Here is a 14,730-nt window from a genome sequence, read left to right on the forward strand (position 1 = left end):
AATTACTTCCGACATGCCGCGAGGATCGCCTCGGGCATTGCCGACAAACTCAATTCCCGCTCGACCGCCCCGATTTCGAAGGCTGCACGCGGCATTCCATAGACAACACAGCTCGCCTGATTCTGGCCGAGCGTCCGGGCGCCCGCGAGGCGCATGGCCCTGAGGCCGTCCGCACCGTCGCTGCCCATCCCCGTCAGGATCACGCCCACGGCGCGCGCACCGAGCGGCACGACCGAATGGAACAGCACATCGACCGATGGGCGATGGCCGCCGACAGGGTCGGTCGGGCGCAGGCGGATATGGCCGGTCGTGCCGCCCACCAGCTCCATATGGTTGTCTCCCCCAGGAGCAATATAGACGGTCCCGCGCTGGATCGGCATGCCGGCCGCCGCTTCGACGACGGTCACGCGCGCCTCGCGGTCGAGCCGCGTCGCAAAACCGCGGGTGAACGCTGCCGGCATGTGCTGGACGACAAGTACGGGCGGGCAATCGGGCGGCAGCGCGCCGATCACCGAGAACAGCGCCTCTACCCCGCCCGTCGATGCTCCGATCGCGATCACGACGTCGCGCTGCGTGCCGGGCTGCGCCGGGGCTACGGGCGCGAGCTGCGAAGGCCCGCGACGCACCGAAGAGCGCTTGGCTGCCTTCACCATCTTGCGCAACAGCGCACCGTCCTGCGCGATCTCGAGCGGATTGCCTGTCGGCTTGGCGATGCAGTCCACCGCGCCCAGCCGCAGCGCCTCGATCGTCACTTCGGCGCCGCGAGCGGTCAGCGTCGAGCACATGATCACAGGCATCGGGCGCAACCGCATGATCTTCTCAAGGAAGGACAGGCCATCCATTCCCGGCATCTCGACGTCGAGCGTGACAACATCGGGATTGAGATCCTTGATCATCTCACGCGCGGCGTGCGGCTCGGGCGCCATGCCGACGACCTCGATCTCGGGATCGCTCGACAGGATGCGGTTGAGCACCGCGCGCATCGAGGCGCTGTCGTCGACGATCAGGACCCGGGTGCGGTCAGTCATTGCGCGCTCCCGGCTTGACGTAGATTGTCTGTCCGACGGGTTCCATCACGCCCGCCGCCGCACCGATCAGCCTTTCGGAATGACCGATGTAGAGGAAGCCGCCGGGCGCGAGCATGTCGACGAAGCGCGCTTCAAGCTCTGCCTTCGCGACATCGTCGAAATAGATCATCACATTGCGGCAGAAGATCGCGTCGTATTTCTGGCGCATCGGCCAGGGATCGAACAGGTTGAGCACGCGCGCGGTCACCAGCGACCGAAGTTCCTCCGCCACCGCATAGCCGTCGCCCTCGGGCTTCAGCCAGCGGCTGCGATAGCTCGCGGGTATCGGCTCGACCGTCGCCGCCGAATATACGCCGCGTGCAACTGAATCGACGACATGCGGCGCGATATCGGTCGCGAGCAGCTTCACATCGCCCTGGCGCAACCAGCCCGCGCTTGCCTGGGCGTCGCCGGCAAGGCACATCGCGATCGAGTAGACCTCTTCGCCGCTCGAACAGCCTGCCGACCAGATTCTGACCGGCCGGCCGATCCGCGCCCGCCCCTGCAATGCGGGAAGCAGCTTTTCGCGAAGATGGTCGAAATGGTGGTTCTCACGGAAGAAGTGCGTGTGGTTGGTCGTCAGTGCGACAACCATCGCCTCGCGCTCGACCGGGTCGTTGTGCACCAGCGCGACATAGTCGGCGAAACGCGTCAGCCCATGCTCGCGCAGTCTCCGCGACAGCCGCGAATGAACCAGCGTCATCTTGCTTTCGACAAGATGGATGCGCGCTTCTTCCTGCATGATCGCGGCGATCGCGCGGAACTCGGACAGACCGAGTTCCGCGGTTGCGGCGAGCGTCGAGGGTTCGGGCGCTTCACCAGCAACGGGGATGACGCTGTGTTTCACGCGGCGAGATCCGTCAGATGGCGGGTGAGGCTGAGCGCGTCGAGATCGAGCAGCAGCACCATGGCTTCGGTGCTGTCCGCATCGGTCGTGCGACGCTCGATCTTGACGAGGCCGGCGATGACGCTCTCGTCGTTGACCTCGACGTCCGGCGCCGGCTGGATGTCGCCGCCGTTGATGACGACGATGTCGGCGACCTCGTCGACCAGGAAGCCCGCCTGGCGCCCCGCGATGCTGACCACGAGAATGCACGAGCGCGAATGAAGCACACTCGGCGTCCAGCCCAGCCGCTCGGACAGGCCCACCACCGGGACGACCGAACCGCGCAGGTTGGTGACGCCCTTGATGAAGGCGGGCACGCTCGGGAGCGGCGTCGGCTCTTCCCATTCGCGGATCTCGATCAGCGAGCGCATGTCGATACCGAACATCTGCTCGCCAAGCGTGAAGGTGACGATCTTGCGTTCGTCGTTATTCTCTTCGGTCGTGCTCATGCTGCCATTCCTTTCAGAGCGAATTTGGTGAGAGTGCCCGGGGTCGCGACAAGCGCGTCGATGTCGAGGATCAGCGCGATGGAGCCGTCGCCCAGAATGGTCGCGCCGCCGAGCCCGCGGATCGGATGGAGATTGTCCTCGAGGCTCTTGATGACGACCTCGCGGCGGTTGTCGATCGTGTCGACCATCAGGCCGACATGGCCGGCGGCCTCGCTTTCGACTATGATGACCACCGATTCCTCGGGGCTGCGGCGATCGTTGGCGGCAAAGCCGAACATCTCGTCGACCCGCTTGATCGGCAGATATGCGCCGCGCAGCTCGATCACCTCGGCGGTGGGCGATGTGGGCTTGACCTGGCCGGGCTCGGGGCGCACGGTCTCGATCACGTTGCCAAGCGGCACGACATAGCGCTGGTCGCCCAGGCGCACGATCATGCCGTCGAGGATCGCGAGCGTCAGCGGCAGGGCCATGACAAAGGTCGTCCCCTCGCCCGGCGTCGAGTGGATCTCGACACGCCCGCCCAGTGCCTCGACGTTGCTGCGCACCACATCCATGCCGACGCCGCGGCCCGATATGTTGGAGATCGTCTCCGCGGTCGAGAAGCCCGGCGCGCAGATCAGGCCGTCGATCTCTTCGTCGGAAAGCTGCGCATCAGCGCTGATGATGCCCTTTTCGATCGCCTTGGCGCGCACCCGGGCACGGTTGATGCCGCGGCCGTCGTCGCTGACACGCACGACGATGCGCGCGCCCTTCTGCTCGGCGGACAGGCGGATCGTGCCTTCGGCGGGCTTGCCCGCGGCGATGCGTTCCTCGGCACTCTCGATGCCGTGGTCGACCGCGTTGCGGATCATGTGCGTCAAGGGATCGCCGATCTTCTCGATCACGCCCTTGTCGACCTCGGTCATCTCGCCGCTGGTCTCCAGCACAACCTTCTTGCCGGTCTCGGCCATCAGGTCGCGCAACATGCGCGGCACGCGCGAGAATGCCTGCTTGATCGGCTGCGCACGCAGCGACATGACATTGTCCTGGATCTGGCGCGTCAGGCGCGACAGTTCGGGCAGTTCGACGCGCTCTTGGTCGGCGGGCGAAAGCCGGTCCGACAGGATCGATCCGCGGATCACCAGCTCGCCGACAAGGTTGAGCAACTGGTCGAGCTTGGACAGGTCGACGCGGATCGTCTGCGCTGCGGGCTCGGCGGTGCGAACCTCGGCGACAGGCGCGGCCGCAGCTGCGGGCGGCACCGCGAGGGTTGCCGGCGCCACGAGCGTCAGCGTCGGGGCCTCGGCCTTGACCGCCACCGCCTCGACCACAGGCTGCGCTACCGCCGCCATCGCTGCATCACGCGTGACCTCTATAATCGAGTCGGGTGCGACGAAATCGAAGCACTCACGGATGTCCTGCTCGGCAATCGTGCCGGGCAGGCTGAGCGTCCAGACCAGATACCCCTCTTCGGGATCGAGATCGCGCAAGCCCGGCAAGGTCGTGGCGTCGACCGCAACGATCGCGGCGCCAAGCCCTTCGAGCTCGCGAATGATGAACATGGGTTCGCCGCCATTGGCGAGCGCCGCGCGCGATGGGCCGAAGCGTACCGTCCAGCCCAGCGGCTCCTGCGGCGCGACATCGTCGAGCTCGACGGCCACGGGTTCGAAGCCAAAGGGATCGAACTCCTCGACTTCGACGGCCACGGGCACAAAGCCAAACGCGTCTTCATCGACGGCGGGCGGCGCTGCGGCGACCGGCACTGCAGGCGCCTCTGCGGTCGCCCCACCGGGAACGCCCTTGTGCTCCAGGATCGCGTCGAGCTGCTCGAGCATGGCGCCGTCCGCGGGCACCGCTGCGGTTCCCTGCGCCGCGGCGACATGATCCGACAATATGTCGAATGCATTAAGCATCACCTTGGTGACCTCGGCGCTCGCGGCGATATGACCCGAGCGCACCTCGTCGAGCACGTTCTCGAAGCGGTGTGAGAAGGCGAGCAGCGCGGCATGGCCGAACGCGCCCGAACCGCCCTTGATCGAATGGACCGCGCGGAAGACGCCAGCAATCACATCGGCCGAGACGTCGCCTGCGGCCATTGCCGACAGACCCTGCTCGGCGACGACGAGACCTTCGGCGCATTCCTCGAAAAAGATCGCCTGGATTTCGTCCAGTTCGTCGTTCCCGGTGCTCATGGGCACACCCGGCGGATCGCCGCCCCCAGCTTGGTGGCGTCGAAGGGCTTGGTGATCCAGCCCGTAGCCCCCGCCTCACGCGCCCGCGCCTTCTTGTCGTCCGAGAACTCGGTCGACAGCACAAGGATGGGTGTGCCGCGGAACGTGGGCACCGCGCGGACGGCTTCGATGAGCTCGAAGCCATCCATCTTGGGCATGTTGATGTCGGTGATCAGCAGGTCGGGCTGCACCTCGTGCATACGCTCGAGCCCGTGCTCGCCGTCATTGGCGCTCTCGATCCGAAAGCCCTGCGCGGTCAGCGATGTCTTGAGCAGCATCCGCATGCTCGCAGAGTCATCGACGGTCAGGATTAACTTGCTCACTGAACGGTTTCCTCTTCCGTTGCGAGGCCGATGGCGTCGCCCAGCCGGCAAGCGGCCACACGTGCGACAAAGGCGGGACTGGGATTGGCGATCACGAAGCTCTGTCCGGCGCTGTCGGCCTCGGCCTTGGCGGCGATCAGGAGCTGGAGCACGGCCTGGCCGACGCTCTCTACTTCGCTGGCATCGACCACCATCTCGCCGTCGAGATCGCTTGCGAGCACGAGCCTGACGCGGAGGTCTTCGGCGGTGGTGGTGGAACCGTGGACAGGCAGCCTGAGCGAACGGTCATCGCCGGGCATATCAGACGGGTGTTGCATAGATTTCGTCCTTGGCTTGATCGAGCGCGATCTCGAGCTGCGAGAAGGAAGGCGCATAGGTCGACGGGGTCATCCGGCGCGCCAGTTCGATCGCCACCTGCGTCGGCAGGTTCTGCGCATGCCCCAGAATTGCGGTCTTCACGATATTGTAAGGCTTGAAGTCGGCATCGATGATCTGGTGTAACTTCGAGGCAATCGGGCCAACCAGGCAGTAAGCGAGAAGGACGCCCAGAAAGGTCCCGACAAGCGCCCCGCCGATCATCGCGCCGAGGATCTCGGTCGGCTGGTCGATCGAGCTCATCGTCTTGATGACGCCCAGAACCGCCGCGACAATGCCTAGCGCCGGCAGGCCGTCAGCCATCACCTGAAGCGAATGCTGGGGCTGCAGCTCTTCGGCATGATGACGCTCGATGTCGTTCTCCATGGCCTCCGAAAGCTGATGCGGATCCTCGAAATTGACCGTCATCATCCGCAGATAGTCGCAGATGAACTCGATGAGCCCCTTGTCTTCGAGAAGACGTGGGTAGCGGCCGAAGATCGTGCTGTTTTCCGGCGCGTCGAGATGGCTTTCGATCGCTGTGGCACCGCCCTTGCGAAACGTCGCCAGCAGCGTGAACATCAGCGCGAGGAGGTCGCGATAGTCCGCCTCGGTCCAGCGCGGCCCCTTGAAAACACGGATGACCCCTGCCCACGCCTTTTTCGCGGTAGGCAGCGAGTTACCCAGAATGAAGGCGCCGATGGCAGCCCCCGCGATCGCCATCATTTCATGCGGCAATGCGTGGGCGATGACCATCAGGTTGCCTCCCGACAGCAAGAAGCTGCCAAAGACGCAGACCAGGATAATGACGAGGCCGATACCGTTGAGCATGAACAGATCCGGTGAAGGTGGATGGCCGAGGCCGGTCCCCTGATTATAGGATGAAGTTCGAGGGGGTGGCTCGGCAGCCCCGCTTTTTCCGCAATCGACGACGAAGCACGAAAAATGCGACGCCACATGCCCCCCGGCACCGCCTTCGTTCTAAAATGCCTCTGGATATTCCAGGGAGATACCATGTCGCTCAACGCCTATCGCCGCGCGCAATCTATCGCGGAGACCCCCAGGGCCACTGAATATCGGTTGATGAACCAGATCACCGGCGAGATGATCGACGCTCGCGATGCAGGCCTTTCCGGCGCTGCGCTGATGCCCGCCCTGCACCGCAACCGAGAAGCCTGGAGCACCTTCTCCGCCATGTGCGGAACGCCTGGGAACCGGCTGCCCGAGGAACTGCGCGCGCGGATCATTTCACTCGCGCTCTGGGTCGAACGTTACACCAGCGAAGTAATCACGGGGCGGGATTCCATTGAGGATCTGATCGCCGTCAACCGCGCCGTGATAGATGGCCTCGCGCGCGAAAACATTGCGAACTGATCGCAAAAACTCGGTATCGCGTAATTTGTTGTTCTTTATTGTCGAAAATTTTTTAAATAATGACAGATGGTTGCATTAAACTGACGAATTGACGTCATCTAGACGTACAAATCTGTCTTTTACAACATTCCACATTCAGCTAGCGACCAAGCCTCGACATATTTTGAGGCAGTCAGCAAACCGGAATGCAGTCATTCAGTGCAGTCGGGCAGATCGCAAACCGATCCGCGGCGCCCGATGCGGGACCTACCCCAGTCCTTTTCTCGACGATCGCGTTCGGATGCTGCGCGCTGGTTCTGGCGGGCTGGTTTCTGGGCGTGCCCGAGCTCACGGGATTCGGAAATCATCACTATCCGATGCAGCCGCTGACCGCTGCGGCGCTGGCGCTGGTTGCACTGGCTCAGGCTGCGGCGATGCGTGGCCGCCGGGTGCTGACCGTCGCAATTCTCCTTGCGCCCGTGAGCATCGCGGCCGCGGCACTGGCCGAACACGCCACCGGCGTTCCAGCCTGGTTCGACGCAAGCCTTTTCGGCGACATCGTTTCGCGCAAATCCGCGCTGATACCCAAGCACCCGGGGACCATACCTGCAGTCGCAGTTCTCATGGTCGCAGCGGCCACGCTCATTTCGCTCGGCAACCGACGGCATCACGGACAATTGGTTGTCCTGATCGCAAGCCTTACGCTGGGTGTCGCGGTCATTGCCGGAGCTTCGATACCGCTTGGCCTGGATGCGCCTCCCCTGTGGGAGCGACACGCGAGCATGTCCATCCCCACCGCAGCGTCGATTGCAGCGCTTGCGATGGCGCTGATAAGCTGGCGCCGCTATTTTGGGTGGCTTGGCCTGCTTTCGACGCATGGCCTGGAGGGGCGTACGCTACGCACCATCTTCGGCCTGTGCGTGCTGGCCCCCATCGTGTTCGCGCTTGCCCAGCTTTGGGCATTGAACAACACTGCCATACCGTTAAACGCGGTGGAAATCCTGCGCGCGAGCGCACAGATCACCATATCCGCTGCGATCCTGATCTGGGCATGGTCGCGACTGGCGCGCGAACATGTGGCGCGCTGGGAAGTGACCCGCGCACTCGATTCCGCCCCCGTCGTCCTTGTCGATGTGAATGGGCGCGTCGTGCACTGGTCCGAAGGATGTGAGCGACTTTATGGCTGGGCGGCAGCCGAGGCTCTCGGCCAACCCAAGCATGTGCTGACGGGTGCGGCCGATGCCAGCCGTTGGGAAACGATCGTCAGGGCGCTCGATGCAGGCCGGCCTTGGGAGGAAGAAGTCACCGAATTCGCGCGCTGGGGAGCGCAGTTGCGTGTGATCGAACAAGCACGGCTTCTGCAGGCGCGCGAGGATAGCGATCCGGTCATCGTGCTGTCGATGACAGATATAACCGCACGAACAAATGCCGAAGAGGCGTTGCGCGCCAGCGACGCGCGTCTTGGGCTTGCGGTGGAATCGCTCGAAATCGGAATCTTCGAATGGGAAGTGGCCACCAATCAACTGCGTCTGTCCGGTGATGCCGAACGGCTGCTCGGCCCCGCTCCCGCCATGCCTGGATTCAGGCGCTGGCGCGAACAGGTCCGGCAACATTTCGACAGCAAGATCGTCCCGAGCGAGCGCGAAGTGGCTGAGCACAGATTGCCGCGCTTCAGTTTCCGGCTAAGCTCGAAAGCCGGCGCTACAAGGACGCGGACGATCGAAGGATGGGCGCGCTGCGTCTATTCCCCCGAGGGCAGGCTGATGCGCATGATCGGCATCATGTTCGACGCCACCGAGCGCGAAGAGCGTGAAGCCACGCTGCAAGCCCGCGAATCCGAACTCCGCTCAATCCTCGAGACGGTGCCCGATGCCATGGTCACGATCGACGAGCAGGGCCATATTCGATCCTTCAGCGCGACGGCCGAAGCGCTGTTCGGATACAAGGCCCACGAGGTCCTGGGCCACAATATCACGTTGCTGATGCCCGAACGCTATCGCAATCACCATGACGAACTGCTGACACGCTACTTGAAGACCGGTGAACCCTATCTGGTTGGCCGCACCCGAACGATGACAGCATTGCACCGTAACGGTGCCGAGATCCCGATCGAACTCGCGGTCGGTGAAGCGTACAACGGAAATGTGCGCGTTTTCATCGGCTTTGTGCGCAACATCAGCGAGCAACTGGCGGCGCAGGCGCGACTTGGCGAGTTGCGCGACCAATTGCTTCATGTGTCGCGGCTGAGCGCGATGGGCGAAATGGCGGCTGGCCTCGCACACGAGCTCAATCAGCCGCTCGCCGCCATCACCAATTTCCTGGGTGCCGCGGAAATGCTCCTCGCAGAAGACGCTCCCCGGGGCGAGCATGTCAGGGACCTCGTGCAACTGGCTTCCGGGCAAGTGCTGCGTGCCGGCAACATCATCCGCCGCGTGCGCAATTTCGTTGCCAAGGGAGAGGTCGAGATCGGCGTCGAGCCGCTCGAGGAAATCGCCAGCGAAGCGGTCCATCTCGTTCTGGCCGGCGCGCAGAATCAGAAGGTCAACATCCGCTACGACCTCGATCGCGCGCACCCGCTGGTCCTTGCGGACCGGGTGCAGGTGCAACAGGTGCTCGTGAATGTCGTGCGCAACGCGCTCGAAGCATTGCGCGACGGAAGCGATGGTCCGGCCGAGATCGTGCTGGCCTCCCGCGGGATCTCCGACGGCATGGTCATGATGAGCGTCAGCGACAACGGTCCCGGGATTTCGACCGACATACTGGAGCGGCCGTTCGAGCCATTCGCTTCGACCAAGGCCTATGGGATGGGGGTGGGGCTTTCGATCTGCCGGCGTATCATCGAATCCCATGGCGGCAGCTTCTCGGCGCAAAACAGGCCCGGCGGTGGGGCCGTGATTTGCTTCTCCCTCCCCGCCGTTGCCCAGACGGAACTCATGGCAGGATGACGACCAGAAACCTCTACATCGTCGATGACGACGATATCGTGCGTTCGTCGCTCCAGAGCCTGATGTCGGTCATGCCCGACATGGCCATTCGCGGTTTTCGATCGGGCGACGCCTTTTTGGCCGCGGCAGATGCACTGGCACCCGGCTGCCTGTTGCTTGACCTGCATATGCCCGGCGCGTCGGGAATAGACGTGCTCAAGGCCATCGGCCCCGAATGCTCCAGGTTCGTGGCCATCGTCCTGACCGGCCAGGGCGATGTCTCTCTGGCAGTGCTTGCGATGAAGGCCGGGGCGATCGACTTCATCGAAAAGCCTTGCGATCACCTCGCGCTCATCCAGGCGATAGATCTCGCCTTCTCGCGCCAGGCGCACTCGAGTCAGGAGGCCGCGCGCATCGAGGTCGCCGCCGCAAAGCTCGCATTGCTGTCCTCGCGCGAGCGCGACGTGTTGCGCGGCCTCATCGATGGCCGCTCGAACAAGGCGATCGCCTATGATCTCGACATCAGTCCGCGCACGGTGGAGATCTATCGTGCGAAGGTCATGGACAAGCTCGAGGTACGGAGCCTCTCCGAAGCGCTGGGCATTGCTTTCGCGGGCGGCTGGTTTCCAAGGAATTAGACCGCAGCGCCCAACGTGCGCTCGCACCGCCACGCCCTGAGCAGCGCTACCACCACCCTGGTCTCCGCATTTCGCGCCACCATGACGGCTAGCGGATCGCCGCAATCGGTCTGCGGGTTGGAAACCAGCAGGATGACGCCGTTGCACCAGCCCTGGCGGCGCACGGCCGCAATTCGCTCTGACGGTCCGGTGCAGGGTACGCCGAGGTCCGTGATCAGCGTTGCAGCGTTGCGCATCGCTGCATCGAGGGCGGGCTCGTCGCATCTATCCACGATCACGAGGATTTCACCCGCAAGACCCAGCCGCGCCGACCACATGCTGCGTAGCGCCCGATCAGCGATCGCAAGCACCACGATCTCTTCATCAAGGCTGGACATGAAACGGGGCACTCCGGGAGGTCGGCAGAAGTGGCGCGAGGACGGATCAAGGCTGAAGCACGCGGTGCCGACCAGCGAAGCCATGGCTCCGCCGATCGGCACGCTCGTCGAGCAGGTTCAGATCTCGAAGGTCAGATCCATATAGGCGTAGCGCGTATCGCCGGTGTCCGGCGCGTTGGGCGCATCGTCCAGGAAGCGGCGCTTGGCGAGATAGGCAGCGCCCGTATCGATCCGCAGAAGCTCGGGGACGATCCAGTAGCGCACGCGCGCTTCGAGCTGATGGCCGGCAAAGCGCCCCGAAGCACCCGTACGGTCACGCACGCCGGTGGATGCGAAGCTGTCCGTCGTTGAATCGAGCCAGAGCGCACGGTACATGGCCGACGCGTCGAGACGCTTGTCAGGCTTCACATCGAGCCGAACGCCGGGCGACAGGAGGTTGGCACGGCCGATCGGCCCGTAGAGTCCCGTCGGCCCGTAATCGAAGCGGCGCGCGCCGAAGAGCGTGTCGAAACGGTTGTACGTGCGCGACGAGGCTTCGTCACCGCTGGCCAGGTCGTAATGGACTGAAAGCCTCGGATTCAGAGGGCCTGCAAAGGTCTTTCCGATTTCGGCATGAACCAGATAGGCAGAGACATCGAGATCGTTGACGTCGCCGACTGCAGTGCTTCCGCGGGTTTCACCAAATTGATAGGCAGCTTCGATATCGAAATCGATCGCTCCCTTTGCGGGCTTGCGAAACAACCGCATGCCCGGCGTGAAGAGCCTCCGGTTGCGTGTCTGGCGTTCCGTGGAATCGCGCTCCATCAAGCGATAGCCATAGATTTCCAGCGTCCCCTTGCCGAACACGCCCGCCTTGGTGAAGCTGCCGCCGAAGAGCTGCAGATCGGTGGTTTCCTGATCCCACTCCACCTCGTCGTCGCGGATGCCGTCGGCATCGTCGGGCAAACGAATCTGCGGCATCGACCACAGCAGGATCAGCCGGTCGCCTCCGCGTCCCGTCCAGTCGACATAGGCGCCGGTATAAGCATTGGTCGTATTCCGGAATGCCTGACGCGCAACGAGCCTGCGCGAACCGATGTCGAGCGTGAAGCGTCCCGCACGCGCGACAGCTTTCGAACCTCCGCCGAGATCGTCGATGTCCACGCCCAGATAGGCTTGCACGAGTTCCATCGCGTTGACTTCGTTGGTGCCTGCCGAAGAGTTGCGCTTCTGACCATAACTGCGCGCGTCCCACAGCTCGGCGCCTGCCCTTACCGGCCCGGCGTCATACTCCGCCACCACCGTCGTCTTGAGCGAGAACATGAAATCGTCCTCGGCCACATTGGGGCGAAACTGGCCGTCAATGCCCTCGACGCGTGACCGCACGCTGGCGGTCAGGGTCAAGTTCTCGGGCGCGCCCACCGCCTCATGCAGTGGATTGGTGTTGGCATGGGCGACACCGGCCGGAAACGCGACAAACGCCGCATGAAACAGCGCGGCCGAGAGTAGCCAGCGTGTGGAGGACGGTGTGCGGCGCTCAGTCGGCCGCTGGTCATTCGGACCGGTCTCGAAGGGCATTGAACGAAACTCCAATGGGGATCAGCTTCCCTTATAGGAACGTCCCGTGCTCGCTGGCGCGATTTACACAAATCTAACCAAATTGACTTTCAAGCACACTCGCCCGCGTCGTCCGATCTGCAATCGGCCGCTCCGCGCTCTCCTCATCCTATAATTGAACTGGCTGCGAGCGCATGCGCGGAGCCCGGATATCGCCTCCACAGGATTTCTTGCCATGACCACCATGCCTGCGAACGTCGTATTTTTGTACGTTCCCAACCGGTTGTCCGCCGATCCGCATGCGGCGCAACCGGGTCCGACGCTTCGCTCGAATGGCGTTGCTGCCACCATATCCCGCTCAGCACTGCCCTCCACCAAACCCTTCCGGGCGCAGAATTTCGTCTGACCCGGCAAGCTACCCTCCAGACTGAAGGAAATTCGAGATGCAAGATGCTCTCCAGAACTGGCGACTGCCTCGAAAGATGCTGGTCGCATTTTCACTGATCGCCCTGCTTGTCGCAGCTCTGGGCGCAGCAGCAATCATTTCCAACAATCAGATCAGCGCCGCTGGCGCTCGTCACATCACGCGCGGGTTGCCGACCACCGGTTCGCTCGCCAGGATTCTCGGCTATCTGCGCGAATACCGTATCATGGTCTATTCGCACATGACCGCGGTAAGCGCAGAGGAAACGAGCAGCCTCGACAAGCGGATCGAGAAGAACCACGAGGACATCGGCGCCGAACTCGACAATCTTGAAAAGGTTGCGGGAGAAGATTTCGCCGGCGAAGTCGCGACGCTCAAGGAAAATGTCGAGAAGCTGCAGAGCGTCAACGCCGGGATCCTCGATCTCAGCCGCCAGCAGCGCGACGCCGAAACGCTCGATCTTCTGAAGACCGACGGCAAGGAAGCTTCGCACGCCGCGCTGAAGCAGGCCAACAAGCTGATCGAAATGGCGCTGGAACGCGCGCGCAAGGGCGGCGAGACCGCCGATGCGTTCGCGCATTCGGCTCTGATCTTCATGTCGGTGATGGCGCTGCTTTCGATCGGTGTTCTCGTGTTCATCTGGAACGCGCTCAACCGCACCGTTTCGCGCCCGTTGAGCGAACTGACCGGCGTGACGACCGCGCTTGCCGAGGGTCGCGAAGCCGTGGTGCCGCATCGTGATCGCGGCGACGAGCTCGGGGAAATAGCCCAGGCGGTCGAACAATTCCGCCTCGCCGCCGTCGCGCGTCAGGAAGCCGATCGCAAGCTCGCCGAGGAGCAGCAGCTTGTCACCACCACGCTTGGCGACAGTCTTTCGTCACTGGCGCAGGGTGACCTGACGACCGAGGTGAAGGCCGAATTCCCCGTCGCCGTCGCCAGCCTCAAGACCAACTTCAACGAGGCGGTCGTGCGCCTGCGCGAGATGATCGGTGCCGTTTCGGAAAGCGCGACGGGCATCCGCACGGGTTCGCAGGAAATCGCGCAGGCATCGGAAGATCTCGCGCGCCGTACCGAGGGCAATGCTGCAAGCCTCGAGGAAACCTCCGCCGCGCTGGTCCAGATCGACGATCGTCTCAAAGCCACCGCGGTTGCCGCAGGTCGCACCGTCGCGCGTGCCGACCAGGCGATCGCCACCGTCAGCGGTGGCCGCTCGATCGCCGACGAGGCGGTCCAAGCGATGGAGCGCGTACGCGAAAGCGCGACGGGCATCGACTCGGTCATCGAAGGTCTCGACAAGATCGCCTTCCAGACACGCGTTCTCGCGATGAACGCTGCGGTCGAAGCTGGCCGCGCGGGCGATGCGGGCCGCGGGTTCGCGGTCGTCGCCGACCTCGTCTCCGCGCTTGCGATGCGTTCGGAAGAAGAGGCCAAGCGCGCCCGCGAACAGCTGACCGCCACCCAGGCCGATATCGTGATGGCCGTGGGCGCGGTACAGAAGGTCGACGGTGCGCTCGCCGACATTTCGGGCGACGTGGGTGAAGTCCACACGCTGCTCGGCAGCATGGCTGCGGACAATCAGGCGCAGTCGTCGGCGATCAGCCAGATCAGCGTCGCGATCAGCACCATGGACCAGTCGACCCAGCAGAATGCTGCCATGGTCGAGGAGACTTCGGCCGCTGCGCGCAACCTGACGACCGAAGTCACGTCGCTCGCCGAGCAGGCCGCTCTGTTCAAGGTGAGCAATGAAACCCGCTCGACCTTGCGCAAGCCCGCAGCCCCGGCCAAGGCCAGCGTCAAGACGGGCGTCAGCGCGACCTCGAATCCCTATGTCTCGCCGGTCAAGCCGCTGCCCGTTTCGGCAATGGCAAAGACGAACGGTGCTTCAAACGGCCATGCCGCGAGCAGTGAGGACTGGTCGGACTTCTGAGCCCTTCACGCTTCAGGTCGACCTGGACTGAAATACAGACCTGACAAGGCGCCCGGCGGGATCAACCGCCGGGCGCCTTTTTCTTGTCCCTCGACAGCGCCATCTTTTCGTGCGCGATCCCGGATCAGGGCACCATCGATGACCGAAGACGCAAATTTCCGGCGTTAACGGAACGTCCGGACCCGCCGGGCGGGTTCAACTGGTCATCGCAACACCTTCTAATCATGCTGATGAAGGAGGTGTTCTATGGTGACGTCGCGGA

Annotated in this window: 14 protein-coding genes; 5 read left to right on the top strand and 9 right to left on the bottom strand. The window is 63.6% G+C overall.

The features are described from left to right. Positions 1-2 precede the first annotated feature (2 nt). From MKI88_RS14820 to motA, 7 genes are read right to left on the bottom strand one after another with little or no spacing between them, the layout of a single operon-like run. Positions 3-1,028: a chemotaxis response regulator protein-glutamate methylesterase gene (locus MKI88_RS14820; protein WP_241632169.1), complete on the bottom strand. Its 1,026-nt coding sequence runs from the start codon at positions 1,026-1,028 to the stop codon at positions 3-5. Continuing rightward, complete coding sequence (locus tag MKI88_RS14825; protein ID WP_241632170.1) at positions 1,021-1,914, bottom strand: protein-glutamate O-methyltransferase CheR; 894 nt, start codon at positions 1,912-1,914, stop codon at positions 1,021-1,023. The genes MKI88_RS14820 and MKI88_RS14825 overlap by 8 nt, the downstream gene beginning before the upstream one ends. Continuing rightward, positions 1,911-2,402, bottom strand: a complete 492-nt coding sequence (locus MKI88_RS14830) for a chemotaxis protein CheW (protein WP_241632171.1) — start codon at positions 2,400-2,402, stop codon at positions 1,911-1,913. The genes MKI88_RS14825 and MKI88_RS14830 overlap by 4 nt, the downstream gene beginning before the upstream one ends. Beyond that, the gene (locus MKI88_RS14835) at positions 2,399-4,573 is read right to left on the bottom strand and encodes a chemotaxis protein CheA (RefSeq protein ID WP_241632172.1); all 2,175 of its coding nucleotides are present in this window, start codon (positions 4,571-4,573) and stop codon (positions 2,399-2,401) included. Before MKI88_RS14835 ends, MKI88_RS14830 begins: the two co-directional genes overlap by 4 nt. Further along, positions 4,570-4,935 (bottom strand): response regulator, encoded by a 366-nt coding sequence (locus MKI88_RS14840; protein WP_119764757.1) that lies wholly within the window; start codon positions 4,933-4,935, stop codon positions 4,570-4,572. Before MKI88_RS14840 ends, MKI88_RS14835 begins: the two co-directional genes overlap by 4 nt. Then, positions 4,932-5,252, bottom strand: a complete 321-nt coding sequence (locus tag MKI88_RS14845) for an STAS domain-containing protein (RefSeq protein ID WP_241632173.1) — start codon at positions 5,250-5,252, stop codon at positions 4,932-4,934. Before MKI88_RS14845 ends, MKI88_RS14840 begins: the two co-directional genes overlap by 4 nt. Then, a complete protein-coding gene (gene motA, locus MKI88_RS14850) occupies positions 5,236-6,120 on the bottom strand; it encodes a flagellar motor stator protein MotA (RefSeq protein WP_241632174.1) in 885 nt (294 codons plus the stop codon). Before motA ends, MKI88_RS14845 begins: the two co-directional genes overlap by 17 nt. Before the next feature lie 183 nt (positions 6,121-6,303). On the opposite strand from motA, the gene flaF reads away from it, so the two are divergent. From flaF to MKI88_RS14865, 3 genes are all read left to right on the top strand, one after another. Then, on the top strand, positions 6,304-6,663 hold the full coding sequence (gene flaF, locus MKI88_RS14855) for a flagellar biosynthesis regulator FlaF (protein ID WP_241632175.1): 360 nt from the start codon (positions 6,304-6,306) through the stop codon (positions 6,661-6,663). Between the two features lie 185 nt (positions 6,664-6,848). Further along, positions 6,849-9,587: a PAS domain S-box protein gene (locus tag MKI88_RS14860; RefSeq protein WP_241632176.1), complete on the top strand. Its 2,739-nt coding sequence runs from the start codon at positions 6,849-6,851 to the stop codon at positions 9,585-9,587. Further along, a complete protein-coding gene (locus MKI88_RS14865) occupies positions 9,584-10,204 on the top strand; it encodes a response regulator transcription factor (protein ID WP_241632177.1) in 621 nt (206 codons plus the stop codon). The genes MKI88_RS14860 and MKI88_RS14865 overlap by 4 nt, the downstream gene beginning before the upstream one ends. On the opposite strand, the gene MKI88_RS14870 is transcribed toward MKI88_RS14865, so the two are convergent. Continuing rightward, on the bottom strand, positions 10,201-10,581 hold the full coding sequence (locus tag MKI88_RS14870; protein WP_241632178.1) for a hypothetical protein: 381 nt from the start codon (positions 10,579-10,581) through the stop codon (positions 10,201-10,203). The two genes, MKI88_RS14865 and MKI88_RS14870, sit on opposite strands and share 4 nt — an antisense overlap. Positions 10,582-10,698: 117 nt before the next feature. Continuing rightward, positions 10,699-12,138 carry an alginate export family protein gene (locus MKI88_RS14875; protein ID WP_241632179.1) on the bottom strand — a complete coding sequence of 480 codons (1,440 nt, stop codon included), beginning with the start codon at positions 12,136-12,138 and terminating at the stop codon, positions 10,699-10,701. A gap of 214 nt (positions 12,139-12,352) precedes the next feature. Between MKI88_RS14875 and MKI88_RS14880 the strand changes: the two genes are divergently transcribed. Next, a complete protein-coding gene (locus tag MKI88_RS14880) occupies positions 12,353-12,523 on the top strand; it encodes a hypothetical protein (protein ID WP_241632180.1) in 171 nt (56 codons plus the stop codon). 37 nt (positions 12,524-12,560) lie between these two features. After that, on the top strand, positions 12,561-14,468 hold the full coding sequence (locus MKI88_RS14885) for a methyl-accepting chemotaxis protein (protein ID WP_241632181.1): 1,908 nt from the start codon (positions 12,561-12,563) through the stop codon (positions 14,466-14,468). Positions 14,469-14,730 lie beyond the last annotated feature (262 nt).

This window comes from Sphingomonas sp. LaA6.9, assembly GCF_022601895.1.
Taxonomy (GTDB): Bacteria; Pseudomonadota; Alphaproteobacteria; order Sphingomonadales; family Sphingomonadaceae; genus Sphingobium_A.

Excerpts from the sequence above, each read along its gene's own strand:
- MKI88_RS14820 (WP_241632169.1), bottom strand. The coding sequence starts at position 1,028 with ATGACTGACCGCACCCGGGTCCTGATCGTCGACGACAGCGCCTCGATG.
- MKI88_RS14830 (WP_241632171.1), bottom strand. The coding sequence starts at position 2,402 with ATGAGCACGACCGAAGAGAATAACGACGAACGCAAGATCGTCACCTTC.
- MKI88_RS14835 (WP_241632172.1), bottom strand. The coding sequence starts at position 4,573 with ATGAGCACCGGGAACGACGAACTGGACGAAATCCAGGCGATCTTTTTC.
- MKI88_RS14845 (WP_241632173.1), bottom strand. The coding sequence starts at position 5,252 with ATGCAACACCCGTCTGATATGCCCGGCGATGACCGTTCGCTCAGGCTG.
- motA (WP_241632174.1), bottom strand. The coding sequence starts at position 6,120 with ATGCTCAACGGTATCGGCCTCGTCATTATCCTGGTCTGCGTCTTTGGC.
- flaF (WP_241632175.1), top strand. The coding sequence starts at position 6,304 with ATGTCGCTCAACGCCTATCGCCGCGCGCAATCTATCGCGGAGACCCCC.
- MKI88_RS14860 (WP_241632176.1), top strand. The coding sequence starts at position 6,849 with ATGCAGTCATTCAGTGCAGTCGGGCAGATCGCAAACCGATCCGCGGCG.
- MKI88_RS14865 (WP_241632177.1), top strand. The coding sequence starts at position 9,584 with ATGACGACCAGAAACCTCTACATCGTCGATGACGACGATATCGTGCGT.
- MKI88_RS14870 (WP_241632178.1), bottom strand. The coding sequence starts at position 10,581 with ATGTCCAGCCTTGATGAAGAGATCGTGGTGCTTGCGATCGCTGATCGG.
- MKI88_RS14875 (WP_241632179.1), bottom strand. The coding sequence starts at position 12,138 with ATGCCCTTCGAGACCGGTCCGAATGACCAGCGGCCGACTGAGCGCCGC.
- MKI88_RS14880 (WP_241632180.1), top strand. The coding sequence starts at position 12,353 with ATGACCACCATGCCTGCGAACGTCGTATTTTTGTACGTTCCCAACCGG.
- MKI88_RS14885 (WP_241632181.1), top strand. The coding sequence starts at position 12,561 with ATGCAAGATGCTCTCCAGAACTGGCGACTGCCTCGAAAGATGCTGGTC.